Genomic DNA, 18,069 nt, shown 5'->3' with positions numbered 1-18,069 from the left:
AGGATGGGGAAAAGACCAATCGTGATCGGTGTAGCTGGTGGATCTGGCTCGGGAAAGACGAGTGTTACTAAAGCAATATTTGATCATTTTACAGAGAAATCAATTTTAATGCTCGAACAGGATTACTATTACAAGGATCAGGCGGATGTAGCTTTTGAAGAACGATTAAAAACGAACTACGATCATCCGCTTGCGTTTGATAATGATCTGCTGATTCAGCATATACAGAGTTTATTAAGCTACGATTCAGTCAACAAGCCGGTCTATGATTATACCCTTCACACAAGATCCTCCCAGGTGGTCGAGGTCGAGCCGAAGGAAGTTATCATTGTAGAAGGAATTTTGGTATTAGAAGACGAGCGTTTGCGCAACTTAATGGATATCAAGCTTTTTGTGGATACGGATGCCGATATCCGCATCATCCGCAGAATGCTCCGGGATATAAAAGATAGGGGACGCACGATTGATTCGGTCATTGAGCAGTATGTGACCGTTGTGCGCCCGATGCATAATCAATTCATTGAACCGACGAAGCGATATGCCGACATTATCATCCCTGAAGGCGGCCAAAATCATGTTGCCATCGATTTAATGGTAACAAAAATTCAAACAATTCTTGAACAAAATGACATTTTGTAATAACATATGAGAAGTTAGAGAATTTTCCAATTGTGGATAGAACGTCGATGTATTCCATTTGATGGGTACATCTTTTTCCACATTTACATAAAGGCTCTTTTCGTAAAGTTTGTTGCTTATGACCAAAAAAAATCGGCTTTTGGATTTTTCGCCGAGATAGACTTTGCAAAAATTATAAAGTAAACAATCTAATGAACCGAAAAGAGCACGAGAGTAGGTAAATTTACGTGATTATGTTGTATTCGTCAAAAGCAACAAATTCTGCGAAAATAGACTACATAAGAGGAAAGTAAATTGGGGAATGCAATTACTAGAAGGAGTGATTAGTCATGGCACAAGAGAAAGTATATCCAATGACTCAAGCGGGGAAAGAGAAGCTTGAGCAGGAACTCGAAAATCTGAAAAGCGTACGACGCAAAGAAGTGGTAGAGCGCATCAAGATCGCGCGCAGCTTCGGAGACCTATCCGAGAACTCTGAATATGATTCCGCAAAAGAAGAGCAAGCATTCGTGGAAGGTCGTATCACACTTTTAGAACAAATGGTCCGTAATGCGAAAATCATCCAGGAAGACAAAGATACTGATGCAGTCGGATTGGGTAAAACAGTTACATTCAAGGAGCTCCCGAATGGTGAAGAGGAAACTTACACCATCGTAGGTAGTGCAGAAGCAGATCCATTCGAAGGAAACATCTCCAACGAATCTCCAATGGGAAGCTCACTTATGGGCAAAAGAGTTGGAGACGAAGTATCGATCCAAACTCCAGGTGGAGAAATGAACGTGAAAATCGTAACGATAAAATAATAGCCTGTATAAGGTTAAATACTGAACACCTCGTCAAAACTGTTGACGAGGTGTTTTTATATGCAGCGTTTAATCAGAGGGCGAATAGGTAAGCTCGGAATTGCTATTATACTGATTTTTATTGCACTTGTAGGAAGGCTTGTACAGATACAGCTGGTCAGCACGGAATCATTCTCCGACTCCCGGGTCAATCTGATCGAGGCAAGCGTCAAACAGCGCACACAATCCATGATCATAGATGAAGGGAGAGGTCGGTTCATTGACCGCCACGGCAATCCCCTCACCCATGACTACTATCCAAGTCTGATTCTTTTTCCGTTTTTAAACGGGCTGGATTGGCCGAAGGAGGAGCTCGCCTCCATTCTTGGAATGTCAGCATCGGGCATTGATAAACTATTGGAGGGTGCGGAAAAACCGGTGGTCGTTTCTGAATTCCAAGGTCCCATCAAGCTGGATGAGGAGCAGATGAAAAAAATCAATGACCTCGACTATCCTGGTGTTGTCGCATTGTATCGCCAATTTAAGCTGGAGGATCAGGTCGCGCAGCAGGTGATCGGCATGACTGGTGAAAATGAGGACGAATTTCTGAAGCGCTATAAAGAGAAAGTTGCGAAAGAGAATTATTCTCCCAAGACGCCAATTGGCATTTCAGGCCTGGAGCAGGCTTTTGATGAATTTCTCCTACCTGAAGGGGAAACGAAGCTTCTATACCATGTGGACCGTTTCGGTGGTCCGTTGTTTGGGATAGATGTCCGTTATACGGGCCCATCCAACCCCTATCACCCTGTTTCCGTCAAAACAACAATAGACAAGGACCTTCAGCAGATGGTGGAACGGATCCTGAATGACTATCAGGTGAAAAAAGGGGGACTCGTTCTATTGGACATTGAAAAGAATGAAATCCTTGCCATGGCTTCACGGCCAGCTTTAAATCCAGGTGCCCCTTATGATGATGAAGGCACGAAGAATGTGATGCTTGAGAGGCATTTTCCAGGTTCGGTTTTCAAAACCGTCATTGCTGCAGCTGCCATGGAGGAGAACATCGTGAATGACGAGTCCACCTTTAACTGCGATTTGGATATTCAAGGCGAGCTTTTAAAAGAGGAGAAAGAACGTAAAGGTGTGCTGAATTTTGAGGACAGCTTTTCCTCAAGCTGCAACAATACCTTTGGCGAGCTTGGGAAACAGTTGGTGGAGGGAAATCCAGATTCTATCGATGCCTACGCCAAAATGCTCGGACTGTCATCCAAAGTTGGATGGAGCGGTGATGTGTTTCATTTCGATAGCTTCTTACAGATTCCGGCCGAAGAGAAGGGCGTGGTGTGGCATGACGAAAAAGATAAGAATGTGAGTCTGGCAGTCGCCCAAACCTCAATCGGGCAGAAGGAAGTCCGTGTAACACCCCTTGCTGTAGCCAACATGATGGCTACCATTGCTAGAGGCGGCAGGGCAGAAGAAGTGAAGCTGGTCAGTGATATCGTCTATAAAAATGGTGCCACACTCTATTCCTTCCCTGATCAGGACATGGATCAGGAGGAGCGGCTTTCCAAATACACCGTCATGCAGCTTCAGCACTTACTGAGGGAAGTGGTCGTGAATGAGAAAGGGACAGGCTGGCGTTTTCGGGATCTTCCCTATGAAGTTGCGGGCAAAAGCGGTACCGCGCAGACAGGCAAGATTCTTGATAGTGGCGGCGAACTCCTGAATCGCTGGTTTGCGGGCTATTTTCCATTTCAAAATCCAAAATATGCAATGGTGGTCGTCGAGCTTGATGTGCTTTATGAAAATAATGTATCCAGTGTTTACTACGATGTCGTCAAAAGTATACACGACTGGGAAAAGCTAGAAAGATAATACCAATCCTTTTCACTGTGCAAGCAAGCCCAATGGTGTTACAATTAACTATTGTAATTATACTATTAACTGCTTTGCATAGGAGGGACTTGGATTGTCTTTAAATCATAGAGATGGCTCACGTTATGGCCGAACGACAAAGCGCAAAAAAAGCAATCTTGTATTAAATGTGCTGATTGGTCTTGTATTCATTTTCATCATCTTCCTGGGCACTCAGTTGTTCTTTGGAAAATCAGACGACAAGCAGGTAAGCACAAACGAACAAGAGCTGAATGAAACTGCCGGGAAGAATGATGATATAGCTGCTGAGGAAAACGAAGAATCCGCTCCTGAAGAGGAAGAGGAATCCGATTCCAAGACCGCAGACGAAGAAAAGCCGGCAGACGAAGAAGAGTCTGAAGAAAACACAGATGAAAATACAGAAAATGAAGATAGTGAAACACAGGTTTCTGAGAACTCAGATGATCCGAATGTCATTAAAACGATGACCAACCCAGGCTGGGCACCTGTCGGAACATCCCAATCAGAACCGCACACATCCGCCTATGAAGAAGGCCATGTGGACTGGGACGAAAAGCTTAAAGCCGTCTCTGCAGCAACAGGCCTTGCAAGTGGCGACTATACCCTATACTTTTTAGGAAACGGCGGGAGCGAACACCACTCCGTCGCATCCATCAAAAACAAAGCCTCAGGGGAAAACTTCAAGATCTACCTCGAATGGGTAACCGGCAAAGGATGGAAGCCTACAAAGGTGGAACAGGTAAAGTCGTTGTAATTTGAGTATGTTTTAGGAAGAGCAGATCCGCCCGATATGGGTGGGTCTGTTTTTTGGTTATGGAATAGGCCATCTTCAGAGTGGGTTTTGGTATAAAAAGGTAATAGGACCGAATATGTGGACTTTTGGATCGTAAATATTGGTTTTGGACCGTTTAGTCCCTTTTCCCGCTCGATAATCCATCAAACCGGACTGATAAAGCTACATTTTGGACCGATATCAAAAAAACCACATTAGCACTCCAAAAAAAATCAATATAAGTAGGGAGGGATTTGTCTATGCTTGTCGAAACTACTGGTAATCAGTAAAGGAGTGAATGTATGATATTAAAAAAACGTGAAAAATCATTGTATCTATTAAAGTTAGAGAGGATGATGGCTCGTCTATCTGAGAAAAATCCTAAATATGGATTAGCATCAAATGAATTTCTGAAACATCAGGCAGGATATCGTGGTGAAATGGCAGTTGATTATTATTTAAGCTTTTTATCAATGAGTGAGTATCATATTTTGAATGGTATACGTCTGAAGGATTCCCTAGGTAGATTTTTTCAGATCGACACGCTGCTGGTCACTCCATGGTATTATTTGATTCTCGAAATTAAAAATATTATCGGTGATTTGGAATTCTCCTATAAGCAAAACCAATTAATCCGGACATATGAAGACAAATTGGATAGAATGGAATGCCCGATAACACAGGCCAAGAGACAGAGGGCGCAATTACATGATTGGCTTTCCAAACATAACTTCCCGACAATGCCAATAGAATATCAAGTAATAATCGCGAATAATCATGCCAGGTTTTTAAACGCAGATAAATATGTGCATGAGAAAGTTTCCAGACATTCTAATATCCCCAACCTGACAAACTCATTTGAAAAAAAGTACTCCGGCAAGGTCTTCACGGACAAAGATTTAAAAAGACTGTCTAAACTTATCCTAAAACAAGATACACCACTAACAACCTCACCATTAACCCAACTGAAAATTGAACCTTTTGAGATTGAAAAAGGTGTTCAGTGTCCTTCCTGTAAAAGGATCACTATGAAAAGAGCCCATAAATTCTGGTTTTGCACGCAATGTCAATTTTCCAGTGCTACAGCCCATTTACATGCAATGCAGGACTATGCTCTTCTAATGGGTGACACTATCTCCAACAAGGAATTAAGATATTTTCTTCAACTGAATTCCAGCTCTGTGGCTGCAAAGATACTTTCCTCTCAGAATTTTCCGATTTCAGGGACGACAAGAAACAGAAGATACCTCCTAATAAAAAACAACAAGCTGCTCATCTAAGCATCCTGCAATGCCCAAACAAACAGCTCCCATTTACTTTCCAACCATCCGAAAATGCACAACCGCACTATAAAAACGTCTGCCATCGCCGTCCACATGCATCTGATGTGATACAGAATGGACGCCAAGCATGATAGCCCGGTTCTGATCGACCTTTTCATTGATCTTTTTTTCCAGGTCCTTGATGTCGAGTGCTTCAAAAAACTCCACTTTATCCTCGATCAATTTAAATTCCAAATTCATAAAATACCATCCACCTTATGTAAAATAGCTATTTTGTCCTCCCATCGTACCAAACAATTCCGTTGATGAAAATAGGGAAATATGTTAGATTAAGGTCAGCAACATTTAATTCACACTATACTTATAGGAATTATATAATATATAAAATTATTCGGAGTGATGTTAGCATGGGTAGAGAATTTGTTGAACTGTTTAACAATTGGGCGAATTATTATGATGCGACGGTCAGTGGGACCGATAAGGAATATGCAGAGGTTTTCAGAGGATATGAGGATATCCTGGAGGATGTAGCTTCCAAAGCGAAAGGTCCGGTCCTGGAATTCGGTGTTGGGACTGGAAACTTGACTAGCGCACTTCTAAATAAAGGCTTTACCGTATATGGAGTCGAGCCGTCCGAGACGATGCGTGAAAAGGCTGCAGAGAAACTGCCGGCCGGCATAAAACTACAGGATGGGGACTTTTTGAACTTCCCTGCTCCACCTGAGAAGATTCAGTCAATTGTCAGCACATATGCATTTCATCATCTTACAGATGCTGAAAAAGAAGAAGCGGTACAGCACTATGGAAACTTACTTGATAAAGGTGGTAAAATAGTATTTGCTGATACAGTGTTCGAAAATAAGGACGCTTATAATGCAACGATTGATCAGGCAGAAAAGCATGAGTTTTTAAACTTGGCGAAGGATTTGAAATCAGAGTATTATACAACGATGGAAGTGTTACAGGAAATCTTCAATAAAAACGGATTTACTGTGGAGTTTCAGCGTTTTAATCATTTTGTCTGGGTAATGGAAGCAATCAAGCAATAGCTATTGATGACCGGCGACAACTTCTCACTTTTCATAGAAGTAAGTGCAGGCGGTTCGGAAATGGCTAATTTCTATGAAAAGGGGCAAACAGCAATGAAAGTGGCAATCATCGGAGCAATGGAAGAAGAAGTAACAATCATGCGTGAAAAAATAGAAGGAATGGATATAACTAAGGTAGCGGGTTGTGAGTACTACAGCGGTACATTGAACGGGGTAGACGTTGTGCTTTCCAAATCGGGGATCGGGAAAGTGAATGCTGCATTAAGCACAGCATTGCTGCTGGAAAGATTCCAACCTGAAATTGTCATCAATACAGGTTCAGCAGGAGGTTTTTCGCCGAAACTCAACGTAGGCGATGTTGTTATCTCCACAGAGGTTCGTCATCATGATGTGGATGTGACGGCATTTGGATATGAGTATGGTCAGGTTCCTGGTCTGCCGGCTGCATTTGAAGCGGATGCCAAGCTGATTGAGGTTGCGAAATCTGCAGCAGTGCATGTATCAGGTATGCAGGTGGTGGAAGGCCTGATTGCAACTGGGGATTCTTTTATGAACGATCCGGTCAGAGTAGAGGCGGTTCGTGAAAAGATGCCTGATTTGCAGGCTGCGGAAATGGAAGCAGCTGCGATTGCACAAGTATGCCATTCATTTGAGATTCCGTTTGTGGTCATTCGTGCGTTATCCGATATTGCAGGGAAAGAATCCAATATCAGCTTTGACCAGTTTTTGAGCAAAGCAGCCCTGCATTCATCCATGCTGATTGAGAATATGCTGAACGAGCTGAAAAAAGTATAATCAGCTTTACATGAAGGGGAAATATGATGAACGTCTTTAAAAATGTGCAAGAACTAATTGGGAACACACCGGTGGTTGAACTGACCAGCTTCTCATTGCCGGAAGGTGTTCGTCTTTTTGCCAAGCTGGAGTTCTACAATCCGGGAGGAAGCATCAAGGATCGACTAGGAAAAGAGTTGATTGATGATGCGGTTAAAAAGGGGAAGCTGAAGGAAGGCGGTACGATCATCGAACCAACTGCCGGGAATACAGGTATCGGATTGGCTCTTGCGGCTGTAGGGACCAGTTTTAAGGTGAAGGTCTGTGTTCCTGAAAAGTTCAGCATGGAAAAGCAGGATCTGATGAGGGCGCTTGGAGCGGAAGTGATTAACACTCCGACAGAGCTTGGAATGAAGGGTGCCATTGCAAAGGCAAAGGAATTGAATGAGCAGATTCCCAATTCCTATTGTCCGCAGCAGTTCGGCAATCCGGCGAATCCAGATACCTACTACAAGACGCTTGGTCCTGAGCTGTGGGAACAGTTGGATGGCAAGCTCGATGTCTTTGTGGCAGGTGCAGGGACGGGAGGTACCTTCATGGGTACCGCGAAATTTTTAAAAGAAAAGAATCCTGTTGTGAAAACGGTGATTGTGGAACCGGAGGGATCGATCCTGAATGGTGGGGAGTCCGGTCCGCATAAGACTGAAGGAATCGGCATGGAATTCTTGCCTGGATATATGGATGAAACGTATTTTGATGGGATTCATACGATTTTGGATGTAGATGCTTTTGATCGTGTGAAGGAACTTGCGGTAAAAGAGGGGCTGTTAGTGGGAAGCTCGTCAGGTGCAGCGCTTCATGCTGCATTGGAAGAAGCGAAGTCAGCGAAAGCCGGTACAAATATCGTCATGATTTTTGCCGACAGCAGCGAACGGTACTTAAGCAAGAAGATTTATGAAGGAGGAATTTGACTTGAATAAAAAAACAAAACTTATACATGGGGGAATCTTTGGTGACCCACATACAGGAGCAGTTTCAACGCCTATCTATCAAGTAAGCACGTACAAGCAGGAAAGTGTCGGCGTGTTCAAAGGGTACGAATATTCCAGAACAGGAAACCCTACCCGCTTTGCATTAGAGGAGCTGATCAAGGACCTGGAGAACGGTAAAGCAGGTTTTGCTTTCGGTTCGGGTATGGCTGCGATCACGGCTGTGATGATGCTGTTCAACAGCGGCGATCACGTTGTCCTGACAGATGATGTGTACGGTGGAACCTACCGCGTCATGACAAAGGTATTGAACCGTGTGGGAATAGAGTGCACCTTTGTAGATACAAGCAAAATGGAAAACATCGAAGCGGCGATTCAGGAAAATACTAAAGCTATCTTCATTGAGACGCCAACGAACCCGCTTCTTAAAATCACAGATATCCAAAAAGCGAGTCTGCTTGCTAAGAGACATAACCTCTTAACGATTGTGGACAATACTTTCAGTACGCCTTACTGGCAAAATCCGATCAACCTTGGCGCGGATATTGTTTTGCATAGTGCGACCAAGTATATTGGCGGACACAGTGATGTAGTGGCAGGGCTAGTTGTAGTGAATTCCGAGAAGCTTGCCGAAGAGCTGCATTTTGTACAGAATTCTACTGGAGGCATATTGGGGCCTCAGGATTCCTGGCTGTTAATGCGTGGAATCAAGACACTTGGCTTGCGTATGGAAGCAACAGAGAAGAATACGCGCCGCATCGTGGACTTCCTTGAAAGTCATCCGTTAGTAGGAAAAGTCTACTATCCAGGACTTGATGACCATCCGAACCATGATATTGCCAAGCAACAGGCTGGCGGATTTGGCGGTATGGTATCATTTGATATCGGAAGTGCAGAAAAAGCGGATCAACTATTGGCAAAGATAAAATACTTCACGCTTGCTGAAAGCTTGGGTGCGGTAGAGAGTCTGATTTCCGTGCCTGCTCGTATGACGCATGCATCCATTCCGGCTGATCGTCGAGCAGAACTTGGTATTACGGACGGATTGGTGCGCATCTCCGTTGGTATTGAAGATGTGGATGATCTGATTGCCGACCTGAAACAAGCAATTGAAAATTAACGAGTAAACCTCCTGAAGCCTTGTGCTTTTGGAGGTTTTTTTGTCCAAACTTTTTATTCGCTATCCGAAACAAATCTGTTATAATAAAAAGGAATGTACATAATTTTCTTAATAATCAATTAGGGGGAGTAATATGTCAACTGTACCTGTTTTAGACGAAAAGGTTCAACAGAAGGTGGAGCAGTTCAAAAAGCTTGATGAAAAGCTTTGTCATTATAGTGATGTCCTTGGCCTTCTTGGCTGGGATTCAAAAACGAAAGCGCCGAAAAAGGGACGTGCCCTTTTTGCAAAGGCGATTGGGACACTGTCTACTGAATCATTCAAGCTTTCCATCTCTGAGGAAATGGGCGAAGTATTGGAATTCCTGACAGCTGATGAAATTTGGGCTCAATTGGATGAAGTGACACAAGCTTGTGTAAAAGAGCGCAAGAAAAACTATGAAAAGTCCAAAACCATCCCTGCTGATGAGTACCAGGAGTATGTCATCCTTGTGAACAATGCAAACCAAGTGTGGGAAGAAGCACGGGAAAATAACGATTTTGCTTCCTTTGCACCAGTGCTGGAAAAGGTGCTTGCTTTCAAGAAGAAGTTTGCGGAGTACTACGGATACGAAGGTCATCCATACAACGCGCTATTAAACGAATATGAGCCAGGCTTGACAGTGGAAAAGCTGGATCCATTATTCAAGGAACTTCGTGGAAAGAGTGTCGAGCTTTTGAATAGAATCAAAGCCTCTGAAGCGCAGCCACGTGAGGATATTTTTGCGCAGGAGTATGATGTGGAAGCTCAGAAGAAGTTCAATGCCTATTTACTGCCGTTGATCGGTTTTGACATGGATGGAGGGCGCCTTGACGAGACAGTCCATCCATTTGCACAGAGCGTAAATACAGGGGATGTTCGGATTACAACTCGTTATCAGAAGGATAATGTCCGTTCAGCGATTTTTGGTACGATCCATGAAGCAGGACATGGCATGTATGAGCAGGGTGTGAACGCGGATTATGAAGGAACGGTGATTCGCCGTGGAACTTCATTCGGTATTCATGAATCCCAATCACGCTTCCTGGAGAACATGGTAGGACGCTCCAAAGAGTTCTGGACCTATTTCTATAAAGATCTGCAAAACCATTTCCCGAATCAGTTGAACGATGTTTCACTTGATGACTTCTACCGTGCAACCAACCGAGTGGATGCATCCTTGATCCGTGTGGAAGCGGATGAACTAACCTATAATCTTCATATCATGATCAGATACGAAATTGAAAAAGCGCTGTTTGGCGGAGAGATTGAAGTCAAGGACCTGCCGAAAGTGTGGAATCAGAAGATTGAAGAATACCTTGGGATCACGCCACCTACGGATACGCTTGGTGTGCTTCAGGATATCCACTGGTCCTTTGGAGGCTTCGGATACTTCCCGTCCTACTCGCTTGGTAACCTGTACGCAGCACAAATCCTTTATACGTTATTGAAGGAAATGCCTGATTTCTATGACAAGATCGAGCAAGGGGACTTCATGGCCATCCGTGAATGGTTAAAGGAGAACATTCACCAACACGGTAAACTATACTCTCCGAACGAGCTGATTGTCAAAGTTACGGGAGAAGAGCTGGATGCGAAATACCTCATTCAATACTTGGAAGAAAAATATTCCGAGATCTATCAATTGTCATAAAAGGAAAGGAGCCCGCTGCAAGCGCCGGCTCCTTTTTTATTCCTCTTCTTTTTTAGACTCATCATCAGTCTTTTCTTCTTCTTTATCGTCATTCCCTTTGTGATCCTTGATGTAGAGAGAGCTTTCTTTGGCGGATTGGTTGTTCTGTTGGTTGCTCGGATTAGGCTGGTTCACCACAATGACTTCTTCGGTGGTATTACTTTCGGTAGAGCAGGCGGAAAGCAGGATGAAGGTACAACTGCATAGTAGTAGACGTTTCATATGGCCGACCTCCTTTTGGAAACTTATTGCCTATTATACAGAATTTTGCCCTTATTCTACATTCTCAGATGGGAAAAAATGAAGAATGAGAAAAAAACACTAGATTTGAAGAATAGATAGGATAATTCTTTCATAAATAAGGGAAGGAAAGACTAGGGAGAACGGCCGGGATTGTTTGGAAATGGCGAAATTTACAAGGAAGTGTTCCTACTAATCTATGTTAAAGTAGAACGTATGAGGTGATAGCATATGAATAATAAAGAGCTTCAACTGAAAATCAAGGATTACACGAGATATGCAATGATTTTAACGGCAGTAAGTGTGTTTTTATATATAGGTGTAGCTTTTCAGCATGCAGGTAAAGAAGCCATCCAGATTTACAGCATGATGGGCGTCACAGTTTTGTTTCTCGGTGGATCTGTATTTTTTGTGCTGAAAACGAGAAAATTGAAAAGGCTTTTGCAGGAACAAGAACAAGATGAATAAGCAGGCGAACCTCCCTTCTTCAGGAGGTTTTTTTGTGTTTATTATTTATTTTCGAATTTTTATAAAAATAGTGTTTACAAAGGAGTCGGAATTGGATATACTTACCTTTGTAAGTAAAATTATGCAAAGGAGGTCGAACACAATGATGATGAAAAAGTGGATCAACAAATTACAATTGAATACGATATATCTATTCGACCTATCTGGAGCAAAGCAGGCGCACGCTTAAATATTAACATTCCGTTAATTGATCCAGCCGCAGGAGAATAGATTCCCTGCGGCTTTTTATGTCTTCATATGCCTTATTAGTCCGCAGGAATCCCCCTGCGGTTTTTTGTGTGCTAAAAATATGAAGGAGGTGATACACCATGACCCTACATTTACTATTTGTAACAATTACTGTGAAGAAAAGAGAACAGTCCATCGAAGAGCGATTACATGAAGAGAGAGTAGTTGAAACGCTTAACAGTTTGAAGGACCGTATGTACAGTGACGTGCGATTTTACTAATACTATCTAATAAAAATTAGGAAAGGGGAGGTTGAAGATGAAACAAATGCAATCAGGTCTAACATGGAAAAGTGTGGAGGAAGACTTCACCTAGTTAATTAGTGGAGAGGAGTCTGAGTATGTTTTTAAAATTGACGTTATTGCCCTTCCGCTTTATCACGAAGATTAAACGGAAGGGAAGGATATAAAGAGGCTGGTGTGTCCAATAGGGTGCGCCATCCTCTTTTTTGCATTCCCATCCTATGAACTGCAAAAATGTGTTTAAAACTATTGCACGAAGGGTATGTATAGTTTGTGCTTTTGAGAGAGACTAGGTGTATGATAAGGAAAAGACCAATAGGAACAGGGAGTGCGAAGATTGATAACCTTCAGGGATGTAACGAAAACCTATGAGGATGGGACTACAGCTGTCCGTGATTTTTCATTGGATATATATAAGGGAGAGTTTTTTGTGTTGATTGGTCCAAGCGGATGTGGAAAAACCACGATGCTGAAGATGATCAACCGTCTGCATACCGTATCAGATGGTGACATACTTATAGACGGAAAAAGCATCAACGAACATAATATTCATGAACTGCGCTGGAATATCGGCTATGTACTGCAGCAGATTGCACTATTTCCACATATGACGATCGAAGAGAATATTGCTATCGTACCAGAGCTGAAAGCCTGGAAGAAGGAAGACATCAAAAAGCGTGTGGATGAACTGCTGGAGCTTGTCGGGCTGGATCCATCCATCTATAAAAATAGAAAGCCTTCTGAGCTTTCCGGGGGCCAGCAGCAGCGTGTAGGGGTTGCAAGGGCGCTTGCGGCAGACCCGCCGATCATTTTGATGGATGAACCTTTCAGTGCCCTCGATCCGTTGAGCAGAGAGCAGCTGCAGCAGGATTTCCTTAAGCTGAAGGAAAAAATACAAAAAACGATTGTATTTGTCACCCACGATATGAAAGAAGCCCTGACCCTAGGAGACCGGATCTGCCTGATGAAGGATGGCGAGATGGTGCAGGTGGGGACAGCTGAAGAATTTTTAAAGCATCCAAAGAACGATTTTGTAAAATCATTCATCGGAAGGAAGCAAAGTGTGTTTCATCTTATGTTGGAGGATGTAGTCCAGGAATTAACATGGGTGGAAGGTGTCGAATCCGCGGTTGCCATCGACGGGCAATCCACCCTTGCGGACGCACTTGAATTGCTGCAGGTCCATGATGCGGTGACAGTGACAGGGGCAAACAGGACGATCGGTGTACTGACAAGGCAAAATGTACTCCAGTTCCTCTATAAACGTAATCTGGAAGGAGGTACTGTAGCATGACGTTCCTTCAGGATTTGTATGAAGCAAGGGGAGATCAGCTTTGGACGGCTTTGCTAGAGCATATTCAAATATCCGTCATCGCACTTGCCATTGCGGTTGTCATCTCCGTGCCTCTTGGTATCTATCTAACGAGAAAAGAAAGGATAGCCGAGTCTATTATAGGTGTAACGGCAGTACTTCAGACCATTCCCTCACTCGCCTTGCTTGGCCTTTTGATCCCCTTGGTAGGAATCGGGTTTGTCCCGGCGGTTATTGCATTATTTTTATATGCGCTTCTGCCAATTTTACGGAATACCTATACGGGAATCAAAGAGGTCGATCCATCGCTGAATGAAGCGGCAAGAGCCATGGGGATGACTTCGTTAAAGAGGCTTTTTAAAGTGGAATTGCCACTGGCGCTTCCGGTGATCATGGCCGGCATCAGAACAGCCATGGTACTTATCATAGGAACGGCAACAATTGTGGCGCTGATCGGGGCAGGGGGACTTGGTAGTCTGATACTTCTGGGGATCGACCGTAACGACAATGCCCTGATTCTTTTGGGTGCAATACCGGCTGCGCTCCTCGCCATTCTATTTGATCTTGTATTGAGGTCGATTGAGACTGCTGCACGTAAAGGAGCCGGGAAAAAGGCACTGATCATCGGTTTGGCAGTCATTCTCCTTTTTCTTTCCCCTTTTGCTGTTATGCGTGCAACAGAGGCGGATCTTGTGTTAAGCGGAAAAATTGGTGCAGAACCGGATATTATCATCAATATGTACAAGCTTCTGATCGAAGAGGAGACGGATTTAACAGTGGAGCTACGTCCTTCTCTGGGGAAAACCAGTTTTGTCTATCGAGCATTGAAAAGTGGAGAAATCGATATCTATCCGGAATATTCCGGTACTGCAATTGTTACGCTCCTTGAAGAGGAACCGGTTAGCCTTGACCAAAGGGAGGTGTTTGAGCAGGCAAAGGAAGGGCTGCTTAAGCAGGATGACCTTGTCTATCTAGAGCCTATGGGCTTTAACAATACTTATGCACTTGCCATTCCGGAGGATTTTGCAGCTCAGAATGACATAACCACCATTTCTGACTTGAAAGGGGCAAAGAACGAAATCAAGGCTGGGTTCACACTTGAATTCAGCGATCGGGAAGACGGCTATGTGGGGATCCAGGATGTATACGACCTGACTCTGCCTAACCTGACAACAATGGAGCCTAAACTCCGCTATCGAGCCATTGAAACAGGGGATGTCAATCTGGTGGATGCCTACTCGACGGATGCCGAAATAAAACAATACAATCTTCGTGTTCTCGAAGACGACAAAAACTTGTTTCCACCTTACCAGGGAGCAGCCCTTTTGAGGAAGGAAACCTTGGATGAACACCCTGAACTGGAAGAGATCTTAAACAAGCTTGCCAACCAGATCAATGATGAAGAAATGCGTAACATGAATTATCAGGTCAGCGTTGAAGGGAAGACAAGCTATGAGGTGGCAAAAGAATTTTTGATGAGCAAGGGTTTAATGAAAAAAGAATGATTGAAAATGAAAACTAGGCGGATATCAAAACCTCCGCCTAGTTTTTTATGATGTCTTTTGTTCTTAATTCCTTGATTTTGTTTTTTATATGAGCAACAAAGATTTTATTATCCTGCAGATTGAAAATTTCAATTGATCGCTCCAGATTATCGATTGCATGTTTATTTTCGTCAATCAGACTAAAGTTATAGCCGATATGGTAATAGATATCTCCCAGGAGATACATGCTATCGTGCTTCACGCACCATTTGATGGCTTCCATGCAAGTATCATTCGATTCAACTATTCTATTGAGTCGGGTTAGTGCTTTTGCCTTATTATAAAGCAGCTTAGTTTTTATAGTGCAATCATGGATATACGGTATCTTTTTATAATGATTAAGTCCATTATTAAATGTTTCCAAAGAATTATTGTATTCTCCGATTTCAAAATATATAATGGCTACACTATTAATAATTTCAATTTCTCTTTCACCTAAAAGCTTGGAGGTCATTTTCGTCATATCCAATGCTTCATTCAGGAGACGGAGTGCGCCATTTTTATTCTGGTGAAGATGATAGACGCAGATTCCTTCATTCCAGATCAGGAATTGGGCGTATTTTCTATTATTAATAAATAGATTATTCTTTTTTTCAGCCTCGACAATTTTATAAACTTCCTCATATTTGCACTTGTTAAGCAGTTCGCGGACTTCTGTGAAAACTTCCTTCACATAGGATAGCCTTGGATTTGCTGCCAGGTCGTAAAAGTAGTTGATATCTACTCCAAGTCTTTCAGCGATGTAGTATAGAGTATTTGCTAGAGGGAAAACCTCGCCTTTCTCTATCTTGCTGATTTGCGACTGGGTACATATACCTTCACTGAGCTCTGCCTGGGACAGGTTCAATGCAGACCTCAAAACCTTTATTTCCTTCCCGATCAAAGAGAAATCCATGTTTGTCCCCCCTTTAAAAATATTCCTATAATTATAATTTTCACGAGAAATGGAGCATTTCTTAGAAAACTGTATGCTATGTGGCTCTAATCGCCTATAATCAAAAATATGCAACTATTAAATATAGTGTATTATTCCTATTATAGATAGTTTATTAAATGTTACAAAAATTTTAAACAAAAAACTTTTGGAGGTAGAATTTAAATGAAAAAATTTTTTGTTACGGTCCTAGTAGTATCCATCACTCTTTTCGGTGCTAACGTATTCGGTTCTTCTGTAAGTGCAACTGATAACTATACACCTACTGAACTACCTACAAGACATTAATTTTAGCTAAAGGAGAGTTCTTACTATGTCAATGACAAGTACTAGCACTTTTGAGCTGACATGCTTCTGGTTTATCGTTGTGGATCGTGAGCAAAAGGAACGTAATCGGTACCGGGTTGCCCAGCTTGTTGATTACAAAAATAAAACATATGCTGAAGTTTCTAAGTGGTTTGAAACCCTGTTTCAAGAGTACAGCGTCATAAAAGTCGGCAGAGGAACGATTCCTTCCAAGCTTAAAAAACTACCTTATATTCAGTACTAACATCTTCCTACTATAATAGGAAGATTTTTTTTATTATTATAAAGGATATTAGCCTTCATTTTATGAACATCCGTTCTTATTCAAATTGTACCATTATTCGAAGGAATTGGTAGAATTAAAATAAATTTCTCTTTATTCAATAAAAGGATTTGTCTGGACAAGAGAGTTTCATTTATTTATTTTCAGGTGTACTTGCACAGTTAGACCACTTCTGACATAAGAATTACTACTAGGCTCTTGCCTAACGATTCTTATGGAGGTGAAAGTGTGTCAAGTATATTAGCATCGGTAGGGTACTTAATTAAAGAACTAATCTTTCTAGTTTCCTATGTCAAAAACAATGCATTTCCACAACCATTATCATCAGCGGACGAAGCAAAATACTTAAAGCTCATGGCAGAGGGCAATGAACATGCAAGAAACATGTTGATTGAACATAATTTGCGTCTTGTGGCACATATAGTGAAAAAATTCGAAAATACTGGCGAAGATTCCGAGGACCTTATCTCCATAGGAACCATCGGACTGATTAAAGCCATTGAGAGCTTCCACTCCGGAAAAGGGACGAAGCTCGCGACCTATGCGGCTCGTTGTATTGAGAATGAAATTTTGATGCACTTGAGAGCTTTGAAGAAAACGAAAAAGGATGTTTCCCTGCACGATCCGATCGGTCAGGATAAAGAGGGGAACGAGATCAGCCTCATTGATGTCCTTAAATCGGAATCCGAGGATGTCATTGATACCATCCAGCTGAATATGGAGCTTGAAAAGATAAAGGAATACATTGATGTGTTGGACGACCGGGAGCGGGAAGTGATCGTCGGTCGATTTGGACTGGACCTCAAAGATGAAAAAACGCAGCGGGAAATCGCTAAAGAGCTCGGCATATCAAGAAGCTACGTATCCCGCATCGAAAAGCGCGCCCTCATGAAAATGTTCCACGAATTCTACCGGGCCGAAAAAGAAAAGAAAAAACAATGAAAGTGAAAACCTTGGACATCATAGTGTCCAGGGTTTTCTGTTATTCCTGCCGGGGTCTGGCCCCTCATCAAAATTTAATATTCCTGTCATGGTTTTGTGACAAAAGTTTAGAAAGTTGGATTTTTCTCCGCTTTTGCCCTGTTTCTTTTTTGGGATTTGCATATGTTAGTGGTGTAGATACCTATTCCTTGAAGGAGGTGTTATGGTATGTACCCTTATGGACCATGTTGCCCTCCACCGTGTCCACCGCCTTGCCCCTATCCGCCATATAGACCATATGGATTTTTCGGAGGTTGGCTGTATGGCATAGTAGTGGTTCTGTTTATCCTCCTGTTACTGGGTGGAGGTCACTATTATAGAAACTATCTTGTCAGATAAGCTTATGCTTTTTAAGCATAAGCTTTTGTGCGCTTGGCAGCGCATCGGACTAGAGGGTGAAAGTCCTGAACACACCGTAGTGGCGGAAGTGTATAGCTGACAGGTAGTGCATGGTCG

At 42.6% G+C, this 18,069-nt stretch carries 19 protein-coding genes; 16 read left to right on the top strand and 3 right to left on the bottom strand.

Going from position 1 to position 18,069, the window contains the following annotated elements:
* Positions 1–3: 3 nt before the first annotated feature.
* From udk to ACFVAD_RS12645, 5 genes are all read left to right on the top strand, one after another.
* Entirely contained in the window at positions 4–639 is a 636-nt protein-coding gene (udk, locus tag ACFVAD_RS12665; RefSeq protein WP_386640370.1) for a uridine kinase, read from the top strand.
* Positions 640–968: 329 nt separating this feature from the next.
* Positions 969–1,442 (top strand): transcription elongation factor GreA, encoded by a 474-nt coding sequence (gene greA / locus ACFVAD_RS12660; RefSeq protein ID WP_386640368.1) that lies wholly within the window; start codon positions 969–971, stop codon positions 1,440–1,442.
* A 60-nt stretch (positions 1,443–1,502) separates the two neighbouring features.
* Positions 1,503–3,296, top strand: coding sequence for a peptidoglycan D,D-transpeptidase FtsI family protein (locus ACFVAD_RS12655; protein ID WP_386640365.1), 1,794 nt, complete (start codon positions 1,503–1,505; stop codon positions 3,294–3,296).
* A gap of 94 nt (positions 3,297–3,390) precedes the next feature.
* Positions 3,391–4,071: a YrrS family protein gene (locus ACFVAD_RS12650; RefSeq protein ID WP_386640362.1), complete on the top strand. Its 681-nt coding sequence runs from the start codon at positions 3,391–3,393 to the stop codon at positions 4,069–4,071.
* Between the two features lie 320 nt (positions 4,072–4,391).
* A complete protein-coding gene (locus tag ACFVAD_RS12645; protein ID WP_386640359.1) occupies positions 4,392–5,369 on the top strand; it encodes a nuclease-related domain-containing protein in 978 nt (325 codons plus the stop codon).
* Positions 5,370–5,402: 33 nt separating this feature from the next.
* On the opposite strand, the gene ACFVAD_RS12640 is transcribed toward ACFVAD_RS12645, so the two are convergent.
* Positions 5,403–5,612, bottom strand: a complete 210-nt coding sequence (locus tag ACFVAD_RS12640) for a DUF2536 family protein (protein WP_386640356.1) — start codon at positions 5,610–5,612, stop codon at positions 5,403–5,405.
* Between the two features lie 167 nt (positions 5,613–5,779).
* Between ACFVAD_RS12640 and ACFVAD_RS12635 the strand changes: the two genes are divergently transcribed.
* From ACFVAD_RS12635 to ACFVAD_RS12615, 5 genes are all read left to right on the top strand, one after another.
* Positions 5,780–6,421 (top strand): class I SAM-dependent DNA methyltransferase, encoded by a 642-nt coding sequence (locus ACFVAD_RS12635; RefSeq protein ID WP_386640353.1) that lies wholly within the window; start codon positions 5,780–5,782, stop codon positions 6,419–6,421.
* 93 nt (positions 6,422–6,514) lie between these two features.
* Entirely contained in the window at positions 6,515–7,216 is a 702-nt protein-coding gene (mtnN, locus tag ACFVAD_RS12630; protein ID WP_386640848.1) for a 5'-methylthioadenosine/S-adenosylhomocysteine nucleosidase, read from the top strand.
* A 26-nt stretch (positions 7,217–7,242) separates the two neighbouring features.
* On the top strand, positions 7,243–8,166 hold the full coding sequence (locus tag ACFVAD_RS12625; RefSeq protein ID WP_386640845.1) for a PLP-dependent cysteine synthase family protein: 924 nt from the start codon (positions 7,243–7,245) through the stop codon (positions 8,164–8,166).
* A 1-nt stretch (position 8,167) separates the two neighbouring features.
* On the top strand, positions 8,168–9,304 hold the full coding sequence (locus ACFVAD_RS12620; RefSeq protein WP_386640350.1) for a bifunctional cystathionine gamma-lyase/homocysteine desulfhydrase: 1,137 nt from the start codon (positions 8,168–8,170) through the stop codon (positions 9,302–9,304).
* A 133-nt stretch (positions 9,305–9,437) separates the two neighbouring features.
* Positions 9,438–10,976, top strand: a complete 1,539-nt coding sequence (locus ACFVAD_RS12615) for a carboxypeptidase M32 (protein WP_386640347.1) — start codon at positions 9,438–9,440, stop codon at positions 10,974–10,976.
* A gap of 36 nt (positions 10,977–11,012) precedes the next feature.
* On the opposite strand, the gene ACFVAD_RS12610 is transcribed toward ACFVAD_RS12615, so the two are convergent.
* Positions 11,013–11,237 carry a hypothetical protein gene (locus ACFVAD_RS12610; RefSeq protein WP_386640345.1) on the bottom strand — a complete coding sequence of 75 codons (225 nt, stop codon included), beginning with the start codon at positions 11,235–11,237 and terminating at the stop codon, positions 11,013–11,015.
* A gap of 249 nt (positions 11,238–11,486) precedes the next feature.
* Here ACFVAD_RS12610 and ACFVAD_RS12605 point away from each other — a divergent pair, with 249 nt between their 5' ends.
* The 4 genes from ACFVAD_RS12605 to ACFVAD_RS12590 all read left to right on the top strand — a co-directional run bounded on the left by ACFVAD_RS12605 (position 11,487) and on the right by ACFVAD_RS12590 (position 15,070).
* A complete protein-coding gene (locus tag ACFVAD_RS12605; RefSeq protein ID WP_386640342.1) occupies positions 11,487–11,723 on the top strand; it encodes a YrhC family protein in 237 nt (78 codons plus the stop codon).
* A 368-nt stretch (positions 11,724–12,091) separates the two neighbouring features.
* Complete coding sequence (locus ACFVAD_RS12600) at positions 12,092–12,232, top strand: YrzI family small protein (protein WP_386640339.1); 141 nt, start codon at positions 12,092–12,094, stop codon at positions 12,230–12,232.
* A gap of 358 nt (positions 12,233–12,590) precedes the next feature.
* Positions 12,591–13,547: an ABC transporter ATP-binding protein gene (locus ACFVAD_RS12595; RefSeq protein WP_386640337.1), complete on the top strand. Its 957-nt coding sequence runs from the start codon at positions 12,591–12,593 to the stop codon at positions 13,545–13,547.
* On the top strand, positions 13,544–15,070 hold the full coding sequence (locus ACFVAD_RS12590) for an ABC transporter permease/substrate-binding protein (protein ID WP_386640334.1): 1,527 nt from the start codon (positions 13,544–13,546) through the stop codon (positions 15,068–15,070). The genes ACFVAD_RS12595 and ACFVAD_RS12590 overlap by 4 nt, the downstream gene beginning before the upstream one ends.
* 37 nt (positions 15,071–15,107) lie before the next feature.
* Here the strand turns inward: ACFVAD_RS12590 and ACFVAD_RS12585 are convergent, their stop codons facing one another.
* Positions 15,108–16,004 (bottom strand): helix-turn-helix domain-containing protein, encoded by an 897-nt coding sequence (locus ACFVAD_RS12585; RefSeq protein ID WP_386640332.1) that lies wholly within the window; start codon positions 16,002–16,004, stop codon positions 15,108–15,110.
* Positions 16,005–16,356: 352 nt separating this feature from the next.
* Between ACFVAD_RS12585 and ACFVAD_RS12580 the strand changes: the two genes are divergently transcribed.
* Both ACFVAD_RS12580 and sigK read left to right on the top strand, forming a co-directional pair.
* Entirely contained in the window at positions 16,357–16,593 is a 237-nt protein-coding gene (locus tag ACFVAD_RS12580; RefSeq protein WP_204415978.1) for a hypothetical protein, read from the top strand.
* A gap of 267 nt (positions 16,594–16,860) precedes the next feature.
* Positions 16,861–17,574, top strand: a complete 714-nt coding sequence (gene sigK / locus ACFVAD_RS12575) for an RNA polymerase sporulation sigma factor SigK (protein ID WP_224838429.1) — start codon at positions 16,861–16,863, stop codon at positions 17,572–17,574.
* Positions 17,575–18,069: the final 495 nt, after the last annotated feature.

Origin of the sequence: Sutcliffiella sp. NPDC057660 (genome assembly GCF_042800035.1) — a bacterium.
Lineage (GTDB): Bacteria > Bacillota > Bacilli > Bacillales > Bacillaceae_I > Sutcliffiella_A.
This window is presented reverse-complemented; position numbering and strand designations above follow the sequence as displayed.